The sequence below is a fragment of the Bacillus sp. KS1 genome, from assembly GCF_020075515.1.
In the GTDB taxonomy this organism is placed as follows: domain Bacteria; phylum Bacillota; class Bacilli; order Bacillales; family Bacillaceae; genus Bacillus; species Bacillus velezensis.
This window is the reverse complement of the sequence record NZ_JACAWW010000019.1, coordinates 80,762-105,816: the sequence shown is the minus strand read 5'-3', so window position 1 is coordinate 105,816 and position 25,055 is coordinate 80,762. Positions and strand designations below refer to the sequence as shown.

At 47.1% G+C, this 25,055-nt stretch carries 27 protein-coding genes, 1 pseudogene and 1 other annotated feature; of the genes and pseudogenes, 9 read left to right on the top strand and 19 right to left on the bottom strand.

Annotated features, from left to right (window positions below; genetic code table 11):
- Positions 1 to 442: 442 nt before the first annotated feature.
- A complete protein-coding gene (gene hmpA, locus HWY38_RS14235; protein WP_224182080.1) occupies positions 443 to 1,633 on the bottom strand; it encodes an NO-inducible flavohemoprotein in 1,191 nt (396 codons plus the stop codon).
- 236 nt (positions 1,634 to 1,869) lie between these two features.
- Between hmpA and HWY38_RS14230 the strand changes: the two genes are divergently transcribed.
- The 3 genes from HWY38_RS14230 (at position 1,870) to HWY38_RS19160 (ending at position 3,047) form a co-directional block, all read left to right on the top strand.
- Positions 1,870 to 2,097, top strand: a complete 228-nt coding sequence (locus HWY38_RS14230; RefSeq protein WP_003152402.1) for a hypothetical protein — start codon at positions 1,870 to 1,872, stop codon at positions 2,095 to 2,097.
- Positions 2,098 to 2,266: 169 nt separating this feature from the next.
- A complete protein-coding gene (locus HWY38_RS14225) occupies positions 2,267 to 2,776 on the top strand; it encodes a type 1 glutamine amidotransferase domain-containing protein (RefSeq protein ID WP_121984327.1) in 510 nt (169 codons plus the stop codon).
- 142 nt (positions 2,777 to 2,918) lie between these two features.
- Positions 2,919 to 3,047, top strand: coding sequence for a hypothetical protein (locus HWY38_RS19160; protein WP_007408761.1), 129 nt, complete (start codon positions 2,919 to 2,921; stop codon positions 3,045 to 3,047).
- A 15-nt stretch (positions 3,048 to 3,062) separates the two neighbouring features.
- Here HWY38_RS19160 and HWY38_RS14220 read toward each other — a convergent pair whose 3' ends face one another.
- The 4 genes and pseudogenes from HWY38_RS14220 to HWY38_RS14210 form a co-directional block, all read right to left on the bottom strand.
- Positions 3,063 to 3,815 carry an SGNH/GDSL hydrolase family protein gene (locus tag HWY38_RS14220; RefSeq protein ID WP_224182079.1) on the bottom strand — a complete coding sequence of 251 codons (753 nt, stop codon included), beginning with the start codon at positions 3,813 to 3,815 and terminating at the stop codon, positions 3,063 to 3,065.
- 179 nt (positions 3,816 to 3,994) lie between these two features.
- A complete protein-coding gene (locus HWY38_RS14215) occupies positions 3,995 to 4,240 on the bottom strand; it encodes a hypothetical protein (protein ID WP_224182078.1) in 246 nt (81 codons plus the stop codon).
- A 47-nt stretch (positions 4,241 to 4,287) separates the two neighbouring features.
- Positions 4,288 to 4,338 (bottom strand): annotated as a pseudogene (locus HWY38_RS19285) (hypothetical protein); the annotation flags it as partial.
- Positions 4,339 to 4,509: 171 nt separating this feature from the next.
- Positions 4,510 to 5,379 (bottom strand): cation diffusion facilitator family transporter, encoded by an 870-nt coding sequence (locus HWY38_RS14210; protein WP_224182077.1) that lies wholly within the window; start codon positions 5,377 to 5,379, stop codon positions 4,510 to 4,512.
- A 222-nt stretch (positions 5,380 to 5,601) separates the two neighbouring features.
- Between HWY38_RS14210 and HWY38_RS14205 the strand changes: the two genes are divergently transcribed.
- From HWY38_RS14205 to HWY38_RS14195, 3 genes are all read left to right on the top strand, one after another.
- On the top strand, positions 5,602 to 6,408 hold the full coding sequence (locus tag HWY38_RS14205; RefSeq protein WP_044801551.1) for a TrmB family transcriptional regulator: 807 nt from the start codon (positions 5,602 to 5,604) through the stop codon (positions 6,406 to 6,408).
- Between the two features lie 72 nt (positions 6,409 to 6,480).
- On the top strand, positions 6,481 to 7,212 hold the full coding sequence (locus HWY38_RS14200; protein WP_038464177.1) for an AzlC family ABC transporter permease: 732 nt from the start codon (positions 6,481 to 6,483) through the stop codon (positions 7,210 to 7,212).
- On the top strand, positions 7,209 to 7,532 hold the full coding sequence (locus HWY38_RS14195; RefSeq protein WP_224182076.1) for an AzlD domain-containing protein: 324 nt from the start codon (positions 7,209 to 7,211) through the stop codon (positions 7,530 to 7,532). The genes HWY38_RS14200 and HWY38_RS14195 overlap by 4 nt, the downstream gene beginning before the upstream one ends.
- Before the next feature lie 41 nt (positions 7,533 to 7,573).
- On the opposite strand, the gene sr7p is transcribed toward HWY38_RS14195, so the two are convergent.
- The 3 genes from sr7p to acsA form a co-directional block, all read right to left on the bottom strand.
- The gene (sr7p, locus tag HWY38_RS19155; protein ID WP_007408768.1) at positions 7,574 to 7,699 is read right to left on the bottom strand and encodes a small protein SR7P; all 126 of its coding nucleotides are present in this window, start codon (positions 7,697 to 7,699) and stop codon (positions 7,574 to 7,576) included.
- A 119-nt stretch (positions 7,700 to 7,818) separates the two neighbouring features.
- The gene (gene tyrS, locus HWY38_RS14190) at positions 7,819 to 9,084 is read right to left on the bottom strand and encodes a tyrosine--tRNA ligase (RefSeq protein WP_007613147.1); all 1,266 of its coding nucleotides are present in this window, start codon (positions 9,082 to 9,084) and stop codon (positions 7,819 to 7,821) included.
- 50 nt (positions 9,085 to 9,134) lie between these two features.
- Positions 9,135 to 9,367 (bottom strand) — a binding site (T-box leader).
- A 53-nt stretch (positions 9,368 to 9,420) separates the two neighbouring features.
- Positions 9,421 to 11,139 carry an acetate--CoA ligase gene (acsA, locus tag HWY38_RS14185; RefSeq protein WP_045208511.1) on the bottom strand — a complete coding sequence of 573 codons (1,719 nt, stop codon included), beginning with the start codon at positions 11,137 to 11,139 and terminating at the stop codon, positions 9,421 to 9,423.
- A 158-nt stretch (positions 11,140 to 11,297) separates the two neighbouring features.
- On the opposite strand from acsA, the gene HWY38_RS14180 reads away from it, so the two are divergent.
- From HWY38_RS14180 to HWY38_RS14170, 3 genes are read left to right on the top strand one after another with little or no spacing between them, the layout of a single operon-like run.
- Positions 11,298 to 11,930: a GNAT family N-acetyltransferase gene (locus HWY38_RS14180; RefSeq protein WP_015240397.1), complete on the top strand. Its 633-nt coding sequence runs from the start codon at positions 11,298 to 11,300 to the stop codon at positions 11,928 to 11,930.
- Between the two features lie 24 nt (positions 11,931 to 11,954).
- The gene (locus HWY38_RS14175) at positions 11,955 to 12,599 is read left to right on the top strand and encodes an acetoin utilization AcuB family protein (RefSeq protein ID WP_038459522.1); all 645 of its coding nucleotides are present in this window, start codon (positions 11,955 to 11,957) and stop codon (positions 12,597 to 12,599) included.
- Positions 12,596 to 13,762: an acetoin utilization protein AcuC gene (locus tag HWY38_RS14170; protein ID WP_224182075.1), complete on the top strand. Its 1,167-nt coding sequence runs from the start codon at positions 12,596 to 12,598 to the stop codon at positions 13,760 to 13,762. Before HWY38_RS14175 ends, HWY38_RS14170 begins: the two co-directional genes overlap by 4 nt.
- A gap of 9 nt (positions 13,763 to 13,771) precedes the next feature.
- Here HWY38_RS14170 and motS read toward each other — a convergent pair whose 3' ends face one another.
- The 11 genes from motS to HWY38_RS14115 form a co-directional block, all read right to left on the bottom strand.
- Positions 13,772 to 14,461, bottom strand: a complete 690-nt coding sequence (gene motS, locus HWY38_RS14165) for a flagellar motor protein MotS (protein ID WP_224182074.1) — start codon at positions 14,459 to 14,461, stop codon at positions 13,772 to 13,774.
- A complete protein-coding gene (gene motP / locus HWY38_RS14160) occupies positions 14,451 to 15,266 on the bottom strand; it encodes a flagellar motor protein MotP (RefSeq protein ID WP_007408775.1) in 816 nt (271 codons plus the stop codon). The genes motS and motP overlap by 11 nt, the downstream gene beginning before the upstream one ends.
- 68 nt (positions 15,267 to 15,334) lie before the next feature.
- Positions 15,335 to 16,339 carry a catabolite control protein A gene (gene ccpA, locus HWY38_RS14155; protein ID WP_003152385.1) on the bottom strand — a complete coding sequence of 335 codons (1,005 nt, stop codon included), beginning with the start codon at positions 16,337 to 16,339 and terminating at the stop codon, positions 15,335 to 15,337.
- A 278-nt stretch (positions 16,340 to 16,617) separates the two neighbouring features.
- Entirely contained in the window at positions 16,618 to 17,694 is a 1,077-nt protein-coding gene (locus tag HWY38_RS14150; protein ID WP_003152383.1) for a bifunctional 3-deoxy-7-phosphoheptulonate synthase/chorismate mutase, read from the bottom strand.
- A gap of 235 nt (positions 17,695 to 17,929) precedes the next feature.
- On the bottom strand, positions 17,930 to 18,256 hold the full coding sequence (gene ytxJ / locus HWY38_RS14145; protein WP_007408776.1) for a bacillithiol system redox-active protein YtxJ: 327 nt from the start codon (positions 18,254 to 18,256) through the stop codon (positions 17,930 to 17,932).
- Between the two features lie 25 nt (positions 18,257 to 18,281).
- Positions 18,282 to 18,695 (bottom strand): YtxH domain-containing protein, encoded by a 414-nt coding sequence (locus tag HWY38_RS14140; protein ID WP_003152380.1) that lies wholly within the window; start codon positions 18,693 to 18,695, stop codon positions 18,282 to 18,284.
- A 32-nt stretch (positions 18,696 to 18,727) separates the two neighbouring features.
- Positions 18,728 to 19,150 carry a DUF948 domain-containing protein gene (locus tag HWY38_RS14135; RefSeq protein ID WP_007408777.1) on the bottom strand — a complete coding sequence of 141 codons (423 nt, stop codon included), beginning with the start codon at positions 19,148 to 19,150 and terminating at the stop codon, positions 18,728 to 18,730.
- Positions 19,151 to 19,305: 155 nt separating this feature from the next.
- A complete protein-coding gene (murC, locus tag HWY38_RS14130) occupies positions 19,306 to 20,604 on the bottom strand; it encodes a UDP-N-acetylmuramate--L-alanine ligase (RefSeq protein WP_088461257.1) in 1,299 nt (432 codons plus the stop codon).
- A gap of 240 nt (positions 20,605 to 20,844) precedes the next feature.
- Entirely contained in the window at positions 20,845 to 23,448 is a 2,604-nt protein-coding gene (locus HWY38_RS14125) for a DNA translocase FtsK (RefSeq protein WP_224182073.1), read from the bottom strand.
- A gap of 167 nt (positions 23,449 to 23,615) precedes the next feature.
- A complete protein-coding gene (gene ytpR / locus HWY38_RS14120) occupies positions 23,616 to 24,221 on the bottom strand; it encodes a YtpR family tRNA-binding protein (protein WP_003152375.1) in 606 nt (201 codons plus the stop codon).
- A gap of 14 nt (positions 24,222 to 24,235) precedes the next feature.
- On the bottom strand, positions 24,236 to 25,045 hold the full coding sequence (locus tag HWY38_RS14115; RefSeq protein WP_012118213.1) for a DUF1444 domain-containing protein: 810 nt from the start codon (positions 25,043 to 25,045) through the stop codon (positions 24,236 to 24,238).
- Positions 25,046 to 25,055: the final 10 nt, after the last annotated feature.

Sequence of the window (25,055 nt, the reverse complement as noted above, 5' to 3'; positions counted from 1 at the left end):
TAGCGGAAGCACATGGTGAATATCGAATGAACTCCAATTCCACTTTGGATCACCGTATGTGTCGATGTACTTCTTGAATAGTTACCTCGATCCGTTCTGCTATTTCATTTTTCTCTTTTATCGACAGGTACAACCGGGAAATTTGCTAGCCGGTAAAGGCATTGTTTTTTTGCTGTGAGTATTTATTATCTCTGGATACAGCATTGCTATTTTATTCGCAAGAGCAGGAGCCAATGTTCCAGTTGAAGTATCAGGAAGTGAACCTTTCCATCCGGCTACCGAAGTATGTTGGGACATAAAAAACTTTGTCTTTTTAGGATAATACGACTTTGAATATGATTTACCTGCTTGAAAATACTATAGACTGGAATGAGAAGGACGTTTAAACATATAAAGACAGTCTGCTAAACAGACTGTCTTTTCTTGTTATGATTTTGCTGCGTCACACCATACTCAGCTGCGGTTCGAATAATTCATAGTGAATGGATTCCGGCGGTGTATTGAATTCAGAAATCAGCTTTTTCATTTCTTTAATGAACGACGGTGATCCGCACAGGTAAAAATCAGCATCTTTATCTCTCATCACTTCTTCTACCAGCTGTTTGTCAATCCGGCCTTCCCGAAAACGAAGGTTTTCTGAACGGTCTTGTTCGGACGGCTCGCTGTAAATAAAGAGGGTGTCAACGGATGAGTGTTCCGCGGCTTCTTCAGCTTCATGCCGCAACGCATGATACTCTCCGCTCCTTGCCGCATGGATAAAGAGAACGTTTCGCTGCGGCTGGGTTTTGGCAACCGTCTTTAACATGCTGATCATCGGAGTAATTCCGACACCGGCACTGATGAGAACGAGTTTCTTTTTGGAATCAGGGTCTAATACGAAATCCCCGGCCGGAGCGCTGATCTCAATTGAATCCTTTTCGTGTAATTGGTCATGCAGATATGAGGAAACAACCCCTTCTTTTTTCACGGAAATCCGGTAATAATCCTTACCGGACACGTCGGATAAGCTGTACTGGCGGATATGCGTATAGCCCGTGTCCGGAATGTATACTTTTACACTGATATACTGCCCCGCTTTGAATTCGGGGAGAAATTGTCCGTCTTCCGGTTTTAAATAAAACGACGTTATCTCTTTGCTTTCTTTTACCTTTTTATCAATTGTAAACGCCTTATAGTCTTTCCAGCCGCCTTTTTGCGTTTCCGCTTGTTCGTACATGTCCTTCTCAATTCCGATAAAAGCGTCTGCAATGACGCCGTATGCTTTTTCCCACGCCTGAATGACCTCAGGAGCAGCTCCGTCTTTTAGCACATCCTTTATCGCGATTAACAAGTATTTTCCAACGATTGGGTAATGCTCGGGCTTAACACCGATACTCCGGTGTTTATGGCTGATTTGTTTGACGACGGGAACGATGTTTTCCAGCCGGTCAATATTGGCCGCGGCCGCGATCACAGCATTCGACAAGGCCGTACGCTGTGTTTTTTTCTTTTGATTCGTCTGATTAAAGATATTCAGCAGCTCAGGGTGATGCTGAAACAGGAGGTCATAAAACCGGCCTGTGATTTCTTCACCATGCTCTTCTAAGACCGGCACTGTGCTTTTAATGATTTCAATCGTTTTTTCATCGAGCATTCTGAAATCCCCCTAAAGATGTATGCATCTCGATTGACCTGAGAAAAGAATCGTTTTTGAATTCTTTTTTATAGATTTCCCCGCTCAAAAAGGGTTAGCCATTCCAATTTGAGGCGGATTCAGGAAAAACCAGAAAAACGAAATTGCATATGAAAAATTGTGGACTTGCCATGGGGTACTTGTCCGATGCAAAATCCTCCTTGTCAGCATTTAATAAAGTACGGGAGGTGAGATGAATGGGTAAAAAATCGAAAGTGTATTACTGTGACCCTAAGTATATTGTGACTGACAAGTATACTGACAAAGAAGTGGTTTACGTCCATCCCATCAAACACATTAACAGAGAGCATATCCGTTATGTTCCCCGCCACGTTTATCAGGAAGAAACAATTCACGAAGTCATTGATCCGGGCGATCCGGGGAAATGCGGGTGTAAAAAGGATAAAAAAAGACGCAAAAAGTAATTGGTTCGATTTCTTGCCTTATCTCAGGTTAAACACGTAAGTTTCAGCAGACCTCCGTACCTTTTGGCTCCTCTTTTTCAGAGGGGTCTTTTTTCATAAGCAAATACGTTGTGAGGCGGGAATCTGCCTGATATTCTTGTCATATACAAATTCACAGGAGGCATGATGTATGAGCAAAAAAATCGCAGTTCTGATGACAGATCAATTTGAGGATATTGAATATACAAGCCCGGCGGATGCATTTAAAGAAGCGGGCCACAGTGTGGTGACAATAGATTTGGAAGCAGGGAAAGAAGTGACGGGCAAGCACGGTGAGAAAGTAAAGATCGATCAAGCGATCTCAGACGCAGACGCCAAGGAATTCGATGCGTTATTGATTCCCGGAGGCTTTTCACCGGATCTTCTGCGCGGAGATGACCGCCCGGGTGAATTCACTAAAGCATTCGTGGAAAATCAGAAACCCGTTTTCGCGATCTGCCACGGCCCGCAGCTGCTGATTGATACCGACCTTCTTAAAGGAAAAGATATCACGGGATTCCGCAGCATCCGCAAAGACTTAATCAATGCCGGCGCACATTATAAAGATGAAGAAGTCGTCGTGAGCCATAACATCGTAACGAGCAGAACACCTGACGATTTGGAAGCATTTAATCGTGAATCATTGAACCTGCTGAAATAAGAGAAAAAAGCACAGACCCGTTCAGTCTGTGCTTTTTTTATGGACTCTTAAAGAAACACCGTTCGTTTAGACCTATTCTCCGGCCCATCCATCATAAGTAAAATAAAGAGAGGATGTTTTAAAACCCGACAGGAGGTTCGCTATGTGGATGATCATTTTGCTGCTTATCATTTTAATCGGTTTTACCGGTAATATCGTCTCGCTTTTGAGAGCGCAAAAACACGCATCTCAAAGAATAATTGAGCTTTTAGAAAAGCAAAGCCGAAAATAATCTGTTAGCGCTGTGTTACCCATAATAGTAATAATAATTACGGCAGATTTCCTGAAATATGATTTGATGCCCTTTCTCGTTCGGATGAAGACCTTCTGACATGCACATGCTGCGGAAAGCGGGATTATACGGGTCGATGAGATCAGTATCAAACAGATCGGCATACGGTACAGAGAGGAGTGTGCAGGCTTCTTTTTGGGCTTTCACATAGTCAGCCAGCTTCAGGCCCAGTTTATTTTTATCAGTATCACGGCGGACGATTTTTCCTTTTGATATTTTTGCTTGTCTCGTTGGGGTCACCACAATGATGCTCGCGCCTTTATTTCCGCTCCGCAGCTGCTGGATCACTTGGCAGAAGCCTCCGTAAAATGTGGTGATATCCTTTTCATCTGTGCCGATGGGAATGTGGTTGCACCAATCATCATCTGTTCCCTGGACTATGATGACATCATGTCCCTTTGTTTTAAGCGCCTGCTGATAAATGTTATCGCTTCCGTTGTTGCTCATATTAACGCCGCTGACAGACAGATTGGTTATTTCAGCGTTTGTCCGGTCTTTCAGAATGTCACCAAAGCCGTATTCCGCACGCAGCCCCCGGGCGACGCTGTCACCTAAGATCGCGATTTTTGAAGCCTTCCGCATCCTGCTTATACTGATGAAGTCAACGCTGATATGCCCGCTGTCCGTGATATGCAAAAGCTTGCTGCTTATGTTTGGCAAAGAGACTGTCTTTCCTTCAGAGTTATAAAAATCCTCATTCAGCTTCATTCGGCGTCATCCCTTCCTTTTTATCCTCCGGCATCTTTGTTGACATGAAAAACGGACACGAACAAACAGCGCCATGTTGTCAGTTCAGTGTCCGCAGATGATGATACCGGATCTTTTATGCAGTTCTCTTGCCATTATAGCAGATCCCCATTACTTGTAATAGAGTCTGCAGTCAGCATTTAAAACAGCGTTTGCGGGTACGTTTTTGATGAGACTGTCTGCTGCGGGAACGGTGTGTCCGGTGATGCGTCCGTCTTCTGCTGCGGGAGCGGTGTGTCCGGTGATGCGTCCGTCTTCTGCTGCGGGAGCGGTGTGTCCGGTGATGGCTCCGTCTTCTGCTGCGGGAACGGTGTGTCCGGTGATGCGTCCGTCTTCTGCTGCGAGAACGGTGTGTCCGTTTTCTGCTGCGGGAACGGCGCGAACATTTTTTAGAAACCGGTTCTTGGTATAAATACTCCCCTAAACCTTCTCTTTCCGCAACGGCAACTCCATGTTCAATTTCTTTAACAGAAATAGCGTTCAATTCTGTTCACCTCCCTTTTTCTTTACAACATAACGTATGAAATGAACCCCTCACGTGTATAAGCTTCTCTCTCATATGAGCGAGAAATAGTCATTTATACAACAAAAAGACCCGTGGGAACGGGCCTTTTGCAAGCATTTTGCCGGGAACAAACGCAAACATAAGATCGATTTATTTCTTCCTCTCGCTCTCCGGCTCGGGGTGAATCATTACCTGTGCTTGTTTGAATTCCTTCGTAATATCTCTTTCAATGCGGTCACACAGGTCGTGCACGTCTTTAATCGTCACGTGAGAGGCTACGACCAGGTGAAAATCAATATACTCCTGCGGGCCGGAGCGTCTTGTACGAAAATCGTGAATTTCAATAAATTCCTGTTGAAATGTTTTAATAATCTTTAAAATTGTTTTTTCTTCCTCTTCCGACAAACGGGTATCAATCAGCGGCGGGAATGCTTCTTTCATTAACTTAAACGCTTCATATATGATATACACCGCCAGCACCATACCTATAATGGGATCAAGTATGTACCACTCCGTTAAGGTAACGACCAAAAGGCTTGCCGCTACGCCTAATGATGTGTACACGTCAGTCAGTAAATGCAGGGCATTTGATTTCATTGCCACGGAATTAACCTTTTCGGCTTCTCTTTTTACGAACTTCGAAACGATCAAATTAATGAGAGCCCCCGCAAGCATCACAACAATTCCCAATACAGGCAGATGAACCGGCGCGGGGTTGACCAGTTTTTGAACGCATTCATATATCATCCAAATCCCTGCCGCAAAAATCAGAATCGTCTCGATAGTCCCCGACAGATTCTCGACTTTTCCATGACCGTACGGATGCCCTGTATCAGCCGGCTTTTTTGAAATCCTGACGGAGATAAAGGCAATGAAGGCGGCGATCAAATCTAAAAAAGAATGAATGGCTTCAGAAAGTATCGCGACAGATCCGGTTATTATCCCCACCACTATTTTGAGCATGACGACCAGGGAATTGCTTATAACCGATAAAAAAGCGATTTTAGAGGTGTTTTCCACCGTGATCCTCCTCTTTTTAACTTCTTGAATTTATCGTATCAAACGGCATTCGTGTGGGTCTACGGCAACGTTTTTCACAAAAGCCATACATGTAACTCACCATAAACTAAGTTGGAAAGCGACAAAACGGGCGCGCCTTTCTTTCACCACTCAAGTCCCATTGACAAGATATAACCGCTTACATTATAGTAGTTTCATGAATAACCACTACGGAGGATGTTTATGGAGGATGTTCTGAAAGAATTACAGAAATTTGGATTTTCTCAATATGAATGTAAAGCATATATCGGCTTGTTGAAACACTCGCCTGTTACCGGATATGAAATCAGCAAAAGGTCAGGCGTTCCCCGCTCAATGATCTATGAGGTATTGGGGAAATTAGTTGATAAAGGCGCTGTCCATATTGTGCCGTCTGATCCGGTTACATATGCCCCGCTGGCCGGAAAAGAATTAATCGACCGGCTCCGGCATGATTTTGAGAGCTCATTCGGCTACCTTGAGGAAAAGTTATTGGCGCTGGAAAGCGAGCAGGAGATGAATGTCATCCGCCGCATCAGCACGAATGATCATGTCATCAATGAGATGAAGGATATGATTGAAAAAGCCGAAGAAGAGTTGTGGCTGTCTGTCTGGGAACAGCAGATTCCCTTTATTCAAGAAGCCGCTAACAAACGCGCCGCCGAACAATTGCCCGTCTTTTCGATTGTGTTTGGCCCTCCGGAAGTGAAGCTCGGAAATACGACACATCATAATATGTCTCCTGAAGTAGCGGAGAAACGGATGGGCGGAAGATTAACGATAGCTGCCCGAGATAATAAAGAAGTCTTAATCGCCAATTTTTCTCCGCAGACGAATGCCTGGGCCATTAAATCAGAAGATCCCGCTCTCGTTCTCGTGGCTATGGAATATATGAGGCACGATCTGATGTTCGCGGAGCTTGTGAAAGAAGTAGGGGCTGAGAAAGTTGAAGGCCTGATGAAACAAAACCATTCGTTATTTCATGTCGTCACCGGAAATCGGTTCATTTAAATGTGAACCGTATTTTCTTTGATTTTTTCATTAGTCGTTATCATTATAATCTCTATGAAAGGAGTATAAAAAATGATTAACACAGAAGTGCAAAAAACCGCCGTTTCCCGGGAAATGAACGATACGTTTTTACAGGGGGTGCGGGATTGTGTGCCTACGCTGCTGGGCTATATGAGCATCGGTTTTGCTTTCGGCATCGTCGGGGTTGCCTCTCATCTAAGCATTCTTGAAATCTGTTTGTTATCCTTGTGTGTCTATGCCGGCGCCGCCCAATTTATTATTTGCTCGCTCCTTGTTTCCGGGAGTCCGATTTCCGCCATTATTTTAACGACGTTTATCGTCAATCTGCGGCACCTTCTGCTGAGCCTGACCATCGCGCCGTATTTCACGAAATACTCTTTGGCGAAAAATATCGGCTTCGGGGCTTTGCTTACTGACGAATCTTTCGGGGTAGCGGTGAACAAAGCGGCTCAGAACGGCAGGTTATACGATAAATGGATGAACGGCCTCAATATAACCGCTTACATGTGCTGGGTTATTTCCTGCGTGATGGGCGGGCTTCTCGGACAATGGATATCTGATCCTTACGCGCTCGGCCTGGACTTTGCTTTGCCCGCTATGTTTGCGGCGCTGCTTGTGCTGCAATTGCAGTCGTCCGCTTCGGAAAAGCTGAAGCACAGCCTCTCCTTAATTCTCTATATGATCATTTTTATGGTCTTGTTATCGTATTTCGTCCCGTCACACATCGCGGTCATCGCCTCAACCGTGATTGTGGCAACGATCGGGGTGGTGACGGACAAATGAGCATCAGCACACAAATGATCTGGATTATACTCGGCTGCATGGTTGTTACACTTGTGCCGCGCATTGTTCCGTTTATATTTGTCCGGAACATTCAGATGCCTGAATTGGCTTTAAAATGGCTCTCCTTTATTCCGCTTTGCATTTTGACGGCTCTGGTAACGGAAAGCATGATTGTGAAAACAAACAGCGCTTTGACCTTTGACTGGAAAGCCATGATCGTTCTCATCCCGACATTGCTTTGCGCGATGCGGACAAAAAGCTTATCCATCACGGTCATCACAGGAGTCGTGCTGATGGCCGCCGTCAGGCTGATATGGTGACAAACAAAAGCCTCCATTCCGCAGAATGGAGGCTTTCCCCTTTATGATGTCGGATTTTCTTCTTCCGTCTCTGATTCCTCGGCTTTGGCTTCGGCGTTTATGCTTTGCTGCTGTTCCCAATGATCCCGCTGCAATCTTTCTTTTGCGATGGTAAACATGAAATTCACGGCGCAGCACCCCTTCCCTGTTTTGCTTATACTATGTACTGTACTCATTTCCCCGTGCAGTATTCACAAAACATAAAAAAGCAGCCTGCCGCATTGAGCGGCCGGACTGCTTTTTATTTTCAGTACGTGATCAGGAAGTATTTTTTCTTTCCGCGGCGCAGTACGGTAAATTGATCTTCAATGCGGTCTTCCGCAGTCAGAAGATGTCCGATGTCCGTCTGGCGCTCGCCGTTAATGTAAACAGCTCCGTTTTGAATGTCTTCGCGGGCCTGCCGTTTTGAAGGTGACAATTTAGATTCCACAAGCACGTCTACTAAAGACAGTTCTTCAGAGCGGTCTTTTTCAAACGAAGGTACATCTTTAAATCCTACCTTGACGTCTTGAGCGGAAAGCTCTTTAATATTGCCGCTGAACAGCGCCTGGGAGATATGAACGGCCTGCTCAAGCGCTTCGCGGCCGTGTACAAGAACAGTCACCTCTTCAGCGAGACGTTTCTGCGCTTCTCTTTTCTCAGGAGCCGTCTCCGTTTTTTCAGCATAAGCTTCAATTTCCTCTTTTGATAAGAAAGTGAAGTATTTTAAGTATTTGACGACGTCGCGGTCATCAGTATTGATCCAGAACTGGTAGAATTCGTACGGCGATGTTTTTTCTTTATCAAGCCAAATGGCGCCGCCTTCCGTTTTGCCGAACTTCGTGCCGTCAGCTTTTGTGACGAGCGGAATGGTAAGACCGAAAGCTTTCGCCCCTTCTTCTTCTGATTTTCTGATCAGTTCAAGACCGGCCGTGATGTTGCCCCACTGGTCACTGCCTCCGATTTGGAGTTTGCAGTTCTTTTCTCTGTACAGATTCAGAAAATCGTAGGATTGCAGGATCATGTAGCTGAATTCCGTGTAAGAAATCCCGGTTTCAATTCTTGAGCTTACGGTATCTTTCGCAAGCATGTAGTTAATTCCGAAGTTCTTTCCGACGTCACGGAGAAATTCAATAATGCTCAGCTTTCCGATCCAGTCAAAGTTGTTCGCTATGACAGCGGGGTTTTCTCCGGCTTCGAAATCTAAAAATCGGGAAAGCTGATTTTTAATTTTTTGCGACCATTCGACAACGATATCCTGAGTATTTAACGTACGTTCCGCTTTTTTGCCGCTCGGATCGCCGATCAGTCCCGTCGCGCCGCCTACAAGCGCAATCGGATGGTGGCCTGCAAGCTGGAAACGGCGCAGTGTCAATATCGGCAGAAGGTGTCCGATGTGCAGGCTGTCAGCCGTCGGGTCAAACCCTGAGTATAAACGGATTTTTTCTTCGTTCAGCTGTTTATTCAGTCCTTCTTCATCCGTCATTTGCTGGATTAAGCCGCGGAATGATAAATCCTCTAATAAGTTAGTCATTTTGTCTGCTCCTTTGTTTATGAAAATAAAAAACGCCCCTTCGTTTAAAACGAAGGGACGATATAATCGCGGTACCACCCTACTAATAAAAGCATAAAAAAGCTTTTATCACTCTTTTTGATAACGGACCGTGTCCGTTCTTTCACTACTGAAAGCCTTGGAAGGGCTTTGTTCGCAAAAGCGGTTCATGAGTGTATTCGGCATATCTTATGTGCTGATTTTCACCGGCCATCAGCTCTCTGGAACAATCAGATACCCTACTTGTCTCAATCAAAACCTTTTCGTATGAAGCTTACTCATTTTTAACATAAATAAGATACGATGTCAACGCCGTCTTTAATCTTCCATTGTGGACAGGTCGCCTGCCGGCAGGTTCAGCTCCCACGCCTTCAGCACACGTCTCATAATCTTTCCGCTCCGTGTTTTCGGAAGTTTATCTTTGAATTCAATTTCCCGCGGTGCGGCATGCGCGGCAAGCCCCTGTTTTACAAAGAGGCGAATGTCCTCCTTCAGCTGATCGGATGGCTCATGCCCTTCTCTGAGCGCGATAAACGCTTTAATAATTTCTCCCCGGACAGGGTCCGGCTTTCCGATGACGCCGGCTTCGGCAATCGCCGGATGTTCAACAAGTTTGCTTTCGACTTCAAACGGGCCGACGCGCTCGCCGGATGTCATGATGACATCATCGACTCTGCCTTGGAACCAGAAATAACCGTCTTCATCCATATAAGCAGAATCTCCGGAAACATACCAGCCGCCCGGCATGAAATAAGAATCATATTTCTCTTTGTTGTTCCAAATGGAATCCATCATCGATGGCCAGCCCTTTTTAATGGCGAGATTTCCCATTCGGTACGGCGGAAGCTCATTTCCCTGATTGTCAACGATCGCCGCTTCCACTCCCGGAATCGGTTTTCCCATTGAACCCGGCTTGATCTCCATGCAAGGATAATTGCAGATGAGCTGTCCGCCCGTTTCTGTCATCCACCACGTGTCGTGGATGCGCTTGCCGAATACTTTATGTCCCCACTTGATGACCTCGGGGTTCAAAGGTTCTCCGACACTCAGGACGTGACGAAGTGAAGTAAGATCAAATTTGGATGCCATTTCATCTCCGGCGCCCATAAGCATTCTGAAAGCCGTCGGAGCGCTGTACCAGACGCTGACACCGAGCTTCTCAATCGTGCCGTACCAATTTTCCGGACTGAATCTGCCGCCGACGATCACATTCGCCGCTCCGTTCAGCCACGGCGCAAATATCCCGTACACCGTCCCGGTCACCCAGCCCGGGTCCGCAGTGCACCAGTAAATATCGTCTTCTTTAAGATCAAGCACCCACTTGCCGGTCTGGTATTGCTGAATCATTGCTTCATGAACGTGGAGCACACCTTTAGGCGTTCCGGTAGATCCTGATGTGTAGTGAAGCAGGTAGCCGTCTCTTCTGTCCATCCATTCAATATCAAGTCTCGTGCTTTCTCCCTCAGCGGCTTTATCATAATGGATGATTTTATCTCCCGCTTCTTTGCTGCCGCCGACAATGAAAATATGCTCGAGGTCGGGCAGGCTGTCCGCCGGAATCCGTCCGGCCAGTTCAGGTGTCGTCACAACAACCTTTGCCTGACTGTTCAAGAGGCGGTCTTTGACGGCGCCTTCCATAAACGCTTCAAATAAAGGGCCGGCGATCGCACCGATTTTAATTGCGCCGAGCATGATAAAGTAAAGCTCCGGCGAACGCGGCATGAAAATAAAAACGCGGTCCCCTTTTTCCACGTTTCCATACCGTCTCAGTACATTCCCCGCCCGGTTCGATTCCTCCATCATTTCTTTAAATGTGTATTTTTCATCCCGGTTCGCGTCCTTGTAATACAGCGCTACTTTGTTTTTTCGAAATGATTCGGCATGACGGTCAATCGCTTCGTACGCCGCATTCAGCTTCCCCGTCTGATGCCAGGAAAACGCCGCTTCGACCTCTTTCCAATCGAAGCTGCGGTACGTTTCCTCATAATTTCGCAGATGATAATTCCCCTTTTCCGCCGGCAACGCTTTCAAATTCATGCAACATCCCCCTTTGCTTATCTATAGACTAATTATAGTAGATGTTCACAGTTTTCTCAATTTTTAAAATATAAATTACAACACTATTGAAAACGCTTTATATTTTGTTATGCTTAAAAGAGATGTGTTTTTATTAAGAACTGACAGGCGGTGAATCAGTGAAACATCATAAAACGTACCATTCTTCATCAATTCAGACAGCAGCCGGCCCTCTTTTAGTAGAAGGGCCCGTACCTCCAGAGGACCTAGCACAGTATGAGTTTCATGAAGGCCTGACAGCCTTTCGCCTTCCTCATGAACAGCACAAAGCGTTAATCGAGATCGCCGGGCTTCCTGAAGGTCGGATCATTATCGCCAGGGACGGACAGACGATTATCGGCTATGTGACGTATTTATATCCTGATCCGCTTGAACGGTGGTCTGACGGCAATATGGAAGATCTCCTTGAGCTCGGGGCGATCGAGGTCGCTCCCGGCTACAGGGGCTGTTCTGTCGGAAAAACGCTGCTGACAGTCAGCATGATGGATGAACAGATGGAACGGTACATCATCATGACGACCGAATATTACTGGCATTGGGATTTAAAAGGAATGAAAAAAGATGTGTGGGAATACAGAAAGATCATGGAAAAGATGATGAATGCCGGGGGTCTTGTCTGGTTCGCAACGGATGAACCGGAAATCAGCTCTCATCCGGCCAATTGTCTGATGGCCCGCATCGGCAGGCACGTCAGTCAGGAGTCAATTGAACAGTTCGACAGGCTTCGTTTTTATCAGCGATTTATGTATTGACTGACATACAAAGGGGATAAAAAGATGATTGCAGAACAAATCATGAAACGGGACGTCATCACCGTCTCAAAACACGACTCCATTGAAACAGCCGTCCGTAAAATGAAGGTATATCATATCCGCCATCTCCCTGTCATCGACGACGAACTGCACGTCATCGGTATTGTCACAGACAGAGACATTAAACAGGCCGGCCCCGGCAGCTTTGAACAAAAGGAACGCGGCGCATTTCTGACAAACAAAGTGGAGACCATTATGAAACGGAATGTCATCTGCGCTCATCCGCTTGACTTTGTGGAAGAAATATCCGCTTCCTTTTATGAGCACGGCATCGGCTGTCTGCCGATTACCGTAAACCATAAGCTGACGGGCATTTTAACGAAAACCGACGTGCTCCGGACTTTCGTCAGCCTGACAGGCGCGGCCCAGCCGGGGTCACAGGTGGAAATCCTGGTGACGGATATGACAAAAAGCCTTGCTGATCTCAGCTGCATGTGCCGTGATCTTCAGCTGCAAATCCTGAGTGTGCTCGTCTATCCCCATGATTCCGCCGGGTCGAACATTCTCGTCTTCCGGGTGAAGACGATGAATCCGCTCCCTTTTATCCGTGCCGTTCAAGAAGCCGGATACAATGTCTTGTGGCCGAAACATTTGAGGGATCAGCCATGAGAGACAGCGTTTTTGTTTACTCGCCTTCTTATCAGACGTATCAATTTCATCAGGATCATCCGTTCAATCAGCAGCGCGTGCTTTTAACATACGATCTGCTTCAGGCGGCGGACGCGTTTGACGAGGGAGACATCGTCACTCCGCGCACGGCCGCTAAAGAAGAGCTGGCTCTCGTTCATACGGAGGATTATATACAGGCGGTGGAACTAGCGGGTGCCGGCCGGCTCCCTGCCGCAGAAGGAGAAAGCTACGGTCTCGGAACGGAAGACACCCCCGTTTTTGCCGGCATGCATGAAGCCGCGTCACTTCTGGTGGGCGGCACCTTAACGGCGGCTGATTATGTCATGACGGGACAAGCCAGGCACGCCTGCAATTTAGGAGGCGGCCTTCACCACGGCTTCCGCGGCAGGGCCTCAGGCTTTTGTATCTATAATGACAGCGCCGTGGCCATCCAATACATCCAGAAGAACTACGGGGCAAAAGTGTTATACATTGATACAGACGCCCATCACGGCGACGGCGTTCAATTTACGTTTTACGACAGGTCTGATGTCTGCACTGTTTCTTTTCACGAGACCGGGCGTTATTTATTTCCCGGGACGGGACAGGTACTGGAAAAAGGAAGCGGGCAAGGCTACGGCTATTCTTTTAACATTCCGCTGGATGCTTTCACAGAGGACGATTCCTTTCTTCACGCTTACAATACGGCCGCCTCAGAAATCGCGGCTTTTTTTAAGCCGGATGTGATTCTTACCCAAAACGGTGCGGACGCCCATTATTACGATCCATTGACACACCTGTCCAATACAATCTCCATTTATCAGGAGATCCCGCGTCTCGCTCATTCATTAGCCCATCAATATTGCAGCGGCAGATGGATCGCGGTCGGCGGCGGCGGATACGATATTTGGAGAGTCGTCCCGAGAGCGTGGAGCCGCATTTGGCTTGAGATGAAAGGGATTGATCCCGGGGAGCGCATACCGCAGAAATGGATCGATAAATGGCAAAAGCACTCCCCCTGCACGTTGCCCGCTTTTTGGAGTGATCCTGAACAATTATATCCTCCGATTCCCCGCAAAGAAGAAATTTCAGAAAAAAATGCCCAAACCGTGGAAAAAGCACTTTTTGCCATCCGGTCTGAGCAGCGGTATAAAACAAAATAAAAAACGACCTTATGAGGAGGTCGTTTTTTTGATCACAATTTCTACACGGCGGTTTTCTTTCATATGTCCGGGACTTTTGTTGTCCTTCACAGGTTTCGTATCCGCATACCCGGCAGAGATAAACCGTTTGGCGGAAAAGTCTTCATTCGCGGTAAAATACCGGATCACACTCGCCGCTCTTGCAGACGACAGCTCCCAATTTGACGGAAATTGATAGGTGGAAATCCGGCGGCTGTCCGTATGGCCTTCTACCTGTATGTCATTCGGAATTGTTTTTAAAAGCACCGCGATCTGATGCAAAACCGGCTCGGCGTTTTTCAGCACATCCGCTTTTCCTGTCTGAAACAGAACGGCCTCCTGCAGCACAAGAACCACTCCGCGCTCATCGCGCTTCGCCGTCAATTTCGAACTCAAATGATGCGCTTTTATGTATGTCTTCACGTTTTGTAACAGCAAATCCTGTTCTTTATTTTCGTTTGCTTTGTCTGATGACGCCGCTTCACCCCCGCTGCCGTTTGTATGAATCGATGAAACGGCAGATTGAAATTTTTCCGCGTCTATTTGGGACATCGAAAAAAGCAATATAAAGAACACGAGAATAAGCGTGATCAAGTCAGCGAACGTCACCATCCATCTCGGTGAACCGCCGGAATGTTCCGGTTTGTTTCTTCTTTCAAAACGCTCTTTTCTAAGCTTCATGGACAGCGCCCTTTTTCTTGTTCGCAGGCTGTCCTTTACGCCAGTCTTCTCTTGAGCTGAAGACAACGAGCTGACTTTCGAGGTTGCGGGGATTTTTGCCCGATTGGATGCCGACAACCCCTTCGATCATGACCTGTTTGATGAAAATTTCGCTTTCTGTTTTTTCTTCAAGCTTTGCCGCGATTGGGATAAACACCAAGTTGGCAAGCAGCGCTCCGTACAGCGTCGTCAATAGCGCAACGGCCATGTTCGGTCCGAGGGTATGCGGGTCATTTAAGTTTTTGAGCATGAGAACGAGTCCGACGAGCGTCCCGATCATTCCCCAGGCGGGTGCGAAATCACCGGCTTTTTCAAAAACGCGTCTTCCTTTTCTGTGTCTTTCTTCCATCGCGGCGATCTCAGAATCCATCACCAGCCGGATCGTTTCCTCGTCCCAGCCGTCAATCGCAAGCAAAAGCCCTTTTTTTAAAAACGGATCCTTGATCTCACGCGCCTGGTCATCCAGAGACAGCAGCCCCTGCCTGCGCGCCTGCTCCGAAAGGCTGACAAATACTCTGACAAGCTCTTTCACATTGTCATCCTGACGGGAGAATACCTGTTTCAGAACAGAAGGGGTTTTCTTTAAATCCCTCGGCGGAAAACTGATAAAGATCGCCGCAGCAAGGCCGCCTGTGACGATTAAAAAAGAAGTCAGATCTAAAAATGAACTGATTCCCGCCAGTCCCGTCCCTGACAGAATACCGATTGCGACAATAATACAGCCTAACATAAAGCCAACGGGCGTCAGATAATCAAAACGTTTCATATCTTCTCCTTACTCAAGTAAAAAAGCAAGATTCCACCCCTCAGAGTGAAGCTTGCTTTTCCGTTTTTTTATGACTTGGTTGATTGTCTTAATTCGATGCGGTGAGGCAATTCGACGATATGCTCTTCAACCGGCTCTTTGTTCATCAGTTTTGTCAAAAGTCTCATCGCCACGGCGCCGATATCGTACGTAGGCTGCACGACTGTTGAAAGCTGAGGGCGGACCATCAGGCTCAATCTCGTATTGTCAAAACCGATAATATCAAGATCATCAGGTATCGAAAGACCTTGATCTTGGGCCGCATGGATAATGCCGAGGGCCATTTCATCCGTCGCAGAAAGAATCGCCGTCGGTTTCCGGTCAAGGCCCATCAAGCTTTGAAGCGCCTCCATACCGGAATCATAGGTGTAATCGCCTTCCGCTACGAATTGCTCGTTAAACGGAATCGCCGCTTCTTCAAGCGCCCGTTTGTACCCTTGCAGTTTTTTCGAACGGTTGATCGGCTCTTGCATCGGTCCGGAGACGAATGCAATATCGCGATGCCCTTTATCAATGAAAAGCTTAACGGCATCATAAATCGCCTGTTCATAATCAATGGCGACAGAAGGCGTCTCGCCCTGTTCTTCCACTGATGCCGCCAAGACGATCGGCACAGGAGAGCGCTTAAATTCTTCGACATGCTCGTCCGTAATATTGCCGCCCATAAATACGATACCGTCCACTTGTTTGCCGAGCATCGTATTTAACAGATGCAGTTCTTTCTCAAGATTTTGGTCCGAGTTGCTTAAAATAATATTATATTTGTACATCGTCGCGATATCTTCAATTCCACGCGCAAGTTCCGAGTAGAAAATGCTTGAGATATCAGGGATGATGACGCCGACCGTTGTCGTTTTTTTGCTTGCAAGCCCTCTTGCCACCGCGTTCGGGCGGTAGCCGAGCCGGTCAATGGCTTCCAATACTTTTTTTCTGGTCGTCGGTTTTACATTCGGGTTGCCGTTCACGACGCGGGAAACAGTCGCCATACTGACATTTGCTTCTCTGGCCACATCGTATATCGTAATGTTGCTCACTGAAACCACTCCTTTTACTGGATACACTTATCCTTATCTATAGCATAAACACTTTATGTAAAGAAATGTCGTACGATTTCGCATTCTGTCGTTTATGATTGTAAGCGTAAGTCAGTAGTGTACATTATTTTTCATTATTCATCAAATTTAAATATCTCTCATGAAATTATACACGTTTTTCCCAGTGATGAAAACGTTCACTTTCATTTTATAATTAAATAAAATGAAGATACGAAAAAAAGCCGCGCGAGGCGGCCTTTAAAGAGCGGAACGTTGTATTATGCTTTTACTTTCAGCATTGGCTTTAATTCGTTCAGCCATTTCTCGAATTCAGGTATATCCATCTGCTGCGCAGAGTCTGAAAGGGCAACGGAAGGATCAGGGTGAACTTCGGCCATCACGCCGTCAGCGCCGATCGCAAGCGCCGCTTTTGCTGTCGGAAGCAGGAGATCGCGGCGGCCTGTTGAGTGTGTGACGTCAACAAACACCGGCAAGTGAGTTTCCTGTTTCAAAATCGGCACGGCAGAAATGTCGAGTGTGTTTCTCGTTGCCGTTTCGTACGTTCTGATTCCGCGCTCACAAAGAATGATTTGGTCGTTTCCTTGTGACATGATGTATTCAGCTGCATTGATGAACTCTGAAATTGTTGCGGCAAGACCGCGTTTTAACAATACCGGCTTTTTAACGGAACCGGCGGCTTTCAGCAATTCAAAGTTTTGCATGTTCCGCGCGCCGATCTGAATGACGTCAATGTAATCAATCGCTTGCTCAATGTGTGCGGGCGTTACGATTTCACTGATCACCGCGAGGTCATATTCATCAGCGACGCGTTTAAGAATTTGCAGGCCTTCTACGCCGAGACCTTGGAAATCATACGGACTTGTGCGGGGTTTAAACGCGCCCCCGCGCAGGATTTTAATGCCTTGTTTTTTCGCTGCGGCCGCTACTTCGGCAACCTGCTCATAGCTTTCTACGGCACAAGGTCCGACGATGAATCTCTGATCGCCGTCACCGATTTTTTCACCTTTTATGTCAACGATCGTATCTTCTGCTTTTTTCTTCCGGGAGACGAGCAACGCTTTGCTGTGGTCCTCTTCTTGAAGTTCAAGTCCGGCTTTGAAAATTTCTTTGAAAATATGCTGGATCGTTGAGTTTTCAAATGGGCCGTCATTGCTTTCAATTATGCGGTTAAGCATTGTACGCTCTCTGACAGGGTCAAATCGGTTGACACCCTGCGCTTCCTTTGCTTTACCGATTTCTTTTACAACGGCTCCGCGTTCATTGATTAATTTAAGGATTTCTAAGTTTAGTGCGTCTGCCTGCTGTCTTAGGCTCTCTAATTCCTTGTTGCTCATCTTTTTCATCCCTTCTATGCTATGTTTTATTTTAATGGTTAACATGCATCTTACTACAGTTATGCGAAAATAGGAATATGAAATAATAAATTTTTTCACATTCGGCTTTATCACAAAAACGCTTTTAAGCTTTTATGCGTTGAAGCAGTATATATTGATATCCTACATGATCCGGCTGAAATGATCAATAGTTTTTTTCAAAAAAAAACCGCCGGTATCAACCGGCGGCCAGCAATTATGAAAGGTGCTGCTCTATTGCGTTTTTTGTGATTTGTGAATGAGACGCGTGCCATTTCACTTCGCCGTTTGCAATGACGAATACTTGCGGGCTTTCATGTTTCACGCCGTATGTCTCGGCGATATAGTTTGAAAGCGGCCGGCTGTCCTGCACCTGCAGGTAATAAGAAGGCACTTCCGAATGCGCCGATGCAAAGGCGTCAAACTCCTGAAACGCGGCTTGGCTGATCGGGCAGGTGGTGCTGTGTTTCAAAAACACGAGCGTGTTTTCTTTCTCAGCGGCATTTTTGAACTCTTCTTCAGACGATATCAGCTGTTTTGTCATGTCGGTTATCTCTCCTTATTGAAGATCAGCGATTTGCCTGACCGGCTTTTTCCCCGGCGTCTTCCGCTTCGGCCTTGATGCTTTGGGCCGTGTCCTGCATTTCGCTTCTCGTCTCTTCGGCTTTCTCGGTTAGTGTGCTCTTAGAACGGTCTTTTAAATCCTTCACTTTATTCATAATCTGGCCTGACTGATCAGCTACCAGCTGGGTGATATTAGATGTTTTGTCCTTGGCGATGCTGACATATTGAGAGCCTTTTTCTTTCGCGTCGGCCGTCATTCTGTCCGTCTTATCCTTTAACGCAGAAGCCTGACTGCCGAGATCGTCGCGCAGCTCCTTACCTGATTTAGGCGCCAGAAACAACGCCGTTGTCGCGCCGATAATTCCCCCGATCAGCGTTCCGATTAAAAAATCCTTACTATTGATTCCATCTTTGCTCATTATGATTCCTCCTTAGTGGATTTTTCTTATGATTAAAGCGATGTTTTTTTCTTTTGCTTCCACTTGTCCCATATTTCCATAGCGGCCTGGCTCCAGGTGACAACCTGACTGATCTTATCCTGATTCTCTCTTACAGAGGCCGTAACGGAACCTGCTGCCTGCTTTATGGATGTATTAAACTGCTGGACGGAAGTTCCCACTTCCTGGACAGCATGGACAACCGTATTTAATTTCTCTGATTTTTCCTGAATGTCTTCCGCGAGACGGTTTGTCTTATGTAACAGCTCGGTTGTCTCTGCGGTAATGCCTTTCATCTGCCCTTCAAGGCCGTCTAAAGTCGAGGCAACGTTTGTTAAGGTCATCTGCACGGACTTTAATGTTTTGGACAGATAGATGACGAGGATGAGAAATGCAACGGCAATGAGTGCGACGCTTAAGTAAAGAATGATGATCATCTAATACCTCCTTAATGCAGGATATAGTGGTATATACCCAATTCTTAAAATGATAAACATATATGAAAGATCTGTATGTATACTATTTCTCCGTTTCTCGGCAAATCCCTTTGCAGCACGCACAAAAAAGCAGTGAGAGCCCCACTGCTTTTTCGTTACGCTATGACGTTTTCATAGGCTCTCATATATTTTTGAATGTCTCCGGCGCCCATGAAGATCAGCACTGCGCCTTCATGCGCTTTTAACACGGATGTGTCATTTTCTTCAATGAGTTCTGCGTTATCGATTTTTTCCTGAAGATCCGTGATCGTGAGCTTGCCGACGTTCTCGCGGGCAGAGCCGAAAATGTCACACAGATACACGCGGTCGGCCGCGCTTAAGCTTTCTGCGAATTCATCCAAGAATGATTGCGTCCGTGTAAACGTATGCGGCTGAAATACCGCGATGATTTCACGTTCGGGATATTTTTGGCGCGCCGCCTCAATCGTGACTTTGATTTCAGTCGGATGGTGGGCGTAGTCGTCGATCAGCACCTGGCTGCCGATCACTTTTTCATTGAATCTGCGTTTGACGCCGCCGAATGATTCAAGTCCGAGCTTAATCATGTTCACGTCTATCTCTTCATAGTGGCAGAGCGCAATGACCGCTAAGGAATTGAGGACGTTGTGATGGCCGTATGCCGGGATGTAGAACGTATCGTAAAACGTATTGCGGACAAAGACGTCAAATGTCGTGCCTTCCGTATTTTTTACGATGTTTCTCGCTTGAAAATCGTTTTCTTCTCCCGTGCCGTAATAAACGACAGGCACATTGGCGTGAATTTTCGGCAGGTACTCGTCATCACCGCAGGCAATGATGCCTTTGTTGACTTGAAGCGCCATGTTTTGGAAAGCATCAAACACATCGTCAATGTTGGCGAAATAATCAGGGTGGTCAAAATCAATATTCGTCATAATCGCATAATCAGGCTGATAGCTTAAGAAATGACGGCGGTACTCGCAAGCTTCAAATACAAAGTATTCGCTGCTTTCATTTCCTCTGCCCGTTCCGTCCCCGATAAGAAACGAAGTCGGCTTCGCCTGCTGCATCACGTGTGCCAAGAGGCCCGTTGTGGACGTCTTGCCGTGTGCGCCCGTTACCGCGACACTTGTGTATTTTTTCATATATTCAGCTAAAAATTTATGATATCTGATGACAGGAATCCCTTCAGCGAGCGCCTTTGCGATTTCCGGATGAGAATCAGGGAATGCGTTTCCGGCGATTACCGTTAAGCCGGTTTTGATGTTATCGGCGCTGAACGGATAGATCGGGATATTTCTTTTTTCAAGGGCAGCCTGAGTGAAAATCTGCTTCTCGATATCCGAGCCCTGCACCTGATACCCTGTATCATGCAGGATTTGAGCAAGCGGGCTCATACCTGTCCCTTTTATTCCAACAAAATGATAAACAGTCATAATCGTACCTCCAACAAACGTCTATCTGTTCCCCAGTATATGACGCTCATTTCATTTTGCGACCGCCGCGGGCAAAAAGCCCGCACAGCGGCGCTTCCATTTATTTTTACGTTATCGTCAGTATCTGTAACTTTCTTTTTGATTAAACCTGCCGCATGATATTTCAGCGCGTGACAGTGATGCAGTTTTGATGGTCCATCCACTATCATACCATGTTTGTGAGAAAAATGAACGATATTCTTATTCTTGAGCAATGTCAGCGGCCGTAATCAGCACTTCACGGGGTTTGCTGCCCTTCGCTTCTGAGATCATGCCTTCGGCTTCCATCATGTCAATCAGCCTCGCAGCGCGGTTATAACCGATTCGGAACCTTCTTTGAAGACTTGAGGTGCTGGCGCTGTTTTGCTCCACGACGAATTGGCACGCCTCAGGAAACAGTTCGTCTTCTTCCTTGAGGGCGGTTCCCTGCCTGATCAGTTCTTCCTGTTCAAACAAATAAGAAGGCGGCAGCTGCTTTCTGACATGAGAGACGACGCGGTCAATCTCTCTGTCGGATACAAAGTTGCCTTGCAGGCGCACCGGTTTTCCGGTACCGTTTTCCCAGTACAGCATGTCGCCTTTTCCGAGCAGCTTTTCCGCTCCCGCCATGTCAATGATCGTTCTGGAATCTACCTGGCTTGAGACGGAGAATGCAATCCTCGTCGGTATGTTTGCCTTGATCATTCCGGTAATGACATCGACAGACGGACGCTGTGTCGCGACAAGCAGATGAATGCCGCAGGCTCTCGCTTTCTGCGCGATTCTGGCAATGCTTTCTTCCACATCGTTCGGCGCGACCATCATTAAATCGGCAAGCTCATCAATAACCACTACGAGGTACGGGAGCTTTTCGCCTGTCTTATGATCGGCGGTTAATTCATTAAAGCGGCCGATATCTCTCACACCCGAATGGGCAAACAGTTCATATCGCCGTTCCATCTCTTCCACAACCCATTTTAACGCGGCGGTCGCGGCTTTGGCGTCCGTGATGACGGGGCTGACCAAATGCGGAATTTGGTTATAAGGCGCAAGCTCGACCATTTTCGGATCAATCAGAAGCATTTTGACATCACTCGGATCCGCCTTATAAAGCAGACTGACCAAAATGGTATTGATGCAGACGCTTTTTCCCGATCCTGTCGCACCCGCTATCAACCCGTGCGGCATCTTTTTCAAATCAATGACGACCGGGTTTCCGGAAATATCGACACCGAGCGCGGCTGTAAGCGGAGACGGATTCGTCCTGAAAGCGGCGCTTCTGATCATCTGTCTTAAATCGACGACTTTGCTTACGCGGTTCGGAACTTCAATGCCGATCGTGTTTTTACCGGGGATCGGCGCCTCAATCCGAATATCCTTGGCAGACAGGCTCAGTTTTATATCATCTGCTAAGTTTGTAATTTTGTTCACTTTCACTCCGGGCTCAGGATGCACTTCAAAACGTGTGACGGAAGGGCCTTGTGTGACATGAACGACTTGGGCGCGCACATTAAAGTTTTTCAGTGTAACGTTTAAAAGCTCGCGCTGTTCTTCAATCCACGATTGGTCGTCATGTCTTTGCGCCGGCGGTACGTCCAGAAGCGACAGATTCGGAAAGACATAGCTCGCTCCGCCCTCCGGCGTCTTCGTCTGCTTGTGTTTATCGCTTTTAAGCATCATGACGTTAAACGGAACGTTGCGCTCTTTCGGCCGCTCCGCTTTTCTCACAGTCTGAGGCTGTCCGGGATGCTCCGTTTTTTCTTCGGCAGGCCGGGACAGGGCATCGGCCGTCTCGATGCTTGCAGGTTCAGGCTCGGGGTCTGAATACCGCTCTGCTTCATTGTACTCAGGCTGAGAGTCTGCTTCCTGTTTCGCGTCGGTTTCAGCTGATTCGGGCTTGTCTTCAGACTGCGGCTGAACTTCCTCATCGTATCCGGGTTCTGTATATGTATACACCGGTTCTTCTGCGGTTTCAAAAGGCGGTGCTTTTTCCGGCTCAGGCTCCTGATATTCCTCCTGCGGCGCCGCTTGTTCCTCTGTGTTTTCAGCCGTTCGGGATGCTTCATACTCAGGCTCTTCAATAGGCTGCGGGCGGGTTTGTTCATGCTCTTGTTCTTCTGTAAAGCCGGCAGACTCCGCGCTTTCCGTGTGCTCCCGCTCTTCAGCCTGCTGCGGTTCTGCTGCTGCAAACACTTGCTCTTTTGCATTCTCAGCCTCGGTGTGAAGCTCCTCTTTTTTAACGGCCGGGATTTCTTCCGTTTCTTGTTTCGCAAACGGGTCTGGCCGGTCATTCGTCTGTTTTGTTATCCCGGATGTTGTGAAGACGGGCTCTTTTTCCGTTTCCTGACCGGCTTTTGGCGGAACAAATTGCTCCTCTGACAGCAGTGTTACGTTCTCTTCACGCCGCTTTTCGGAAATAGGCGCTTTTTTTATGCTGTGCTGAGATTGAAAGCCGTAAACCGGTGAAGGAATGGATGACGGTTTAAAGGGCTTTTTCACCGTATCAGGCTCTTTATGTGTATGCTGTTTCCGCTCGGTTTGCTCCTTCCCGGCGGCATAATCCCGGGACGGCTGGCGGCGTTCATGCCTTTCCCGCTGTCTTTGGTTTTGCTCCGTTCGCTTATATCCGTCCGGAACGACGGGGAAGCGGAAATTCCCTTTCGGATATTCGTAATATATTTTAGGATCTTCCATGCGCGTGAATTTGCCTTCTGGCTGATCCGGTATCTGCTGTTTCGGGATTTGGGCATGCGTGTTTGGTTCACGTTCATGCTCTTCTTCTTTTTCACCTAAAAATAAGTCAAAAAATTTATTCAGCCAACTCATGTTTAATCACTCTCTAACTCCCTTTTTAGTAGTCTGGGACGATATTTAGTATACCATTGCCGGGCGGCTCAGAAAAGATTAAGCTCCCAACTGAAGAAAGCCGTTAAGCAGGCCTGCTTAACGGCTTTCTCTCACATCATTCGATTCTGTGCGCTTATTTATGGGAGTTAGAATTGAAATGCTTCGCCGGCCTCGCGGCTGTCTTCAAGAACAAGAATCCCTTTTTCCGCCGGCGCATCCGGCAAAGCGAGTTCTTTCGCGGAGCAGATCATGCCGCTTGACGGAACGCCTCTTAATTCAGCGTCTTTAATCACAAGTCCGCTCGGCATTACCGCGCCGACTTTAGCGACGACGACTTTTTGCCCTTTGTCCACGTTCGGCGCCCCGCAAACGATTTGAAGGGTTTCCTCTCCCACATTCACTTGGCAGATATTCAGTTTATCCGCATTCGGATGTTTTTCTTTCGATTCAACGTGACCGACAACAAATTTCGGAGAAAGGTCAACCGTCAGCGTTTCTGAGACGCCGTTTCTGTTCAGTATTTCATTCACATCCTGAACGAATGTCTCAGACAAAGCGACGGGGCCGTTGTCCTCAATCTGTAAGTAAGAAGACACGTTAAAAATGTTAAAGCCCGTCGTTTCTTTTGTTTCTTTGTTAAAGATTCTGACGACATCGCCTTCTCTTTCATAGCCGATTTCTTCGCGTGCTGCATCTTTAAGAGAGATCAGAAGCGTATCTCCCACACCTTCTTTATTGTAAAAAGCGTTCATAAGAAAAATCCTTTCTAATCCTTTTTCGGCCGGCTTTTCGCCATGATAAACACAGGTTCCAGTCTGCCTTCATTATACAGAAATGAAAGGGCCGTAATCGGCACCGTGCCGCTTGCAAAGAAGCTCATGGACATTTGCCCTAAAATATCATAACCCGATTCATTTCGAATGTCAGCAAGTATTAATACATCCTGATGCGGGACGGAAATCGCCAATTCGCCTTCAGCGGCCTGCTTGTATTCATGAAGAATCGAATCATTGAGAATCCGGCTGGCGTCATAGCCGTCATTCGCCCTGAAAAAATAAAAATAATTGTCCGCAACCGTATCCTGTTTCACGACCGAAGGAAGAGAGCGGAGATTGAATGACGCCGTCTCCCTGATGCGTTCTTTTGTCCAGTTTTCTTTCTCGAGCATCCGGCTGTCAATTAAGCGGTACGTCTTGCCGAGGTCAAGCGCGTAGTAGATTCTTGTTTCGGCCGTATGGTCATCATACACGAGCGGAATGCCGTCGCTCGTTTGATCGGGAAATGATGTGGAGCGGATGACCGGATAGATTCCGGCTTCCTTTCCGGACATCTCCTGTCCGCTGCCTTCCATCGCCTCCATTGCTTCTGACACATAGTAGACGATTTCGTCGATCGCTTCTTCTTTTTTCGTCTCCCACTTCGCAATGATCGGCGGGAGCTCCAATGTGATGCCTTTTTTGGTCGTTTGATCCTCAACACGGAGGGTGTCTTTTTCTCTGTCAAAAAAGAAGGATCGGTTCTCGTGCTGCAGGCGCTGTTTTAATAAATCCGCCAGCTTCCTTGACGTCATTTTCAAAGCCCGTGGC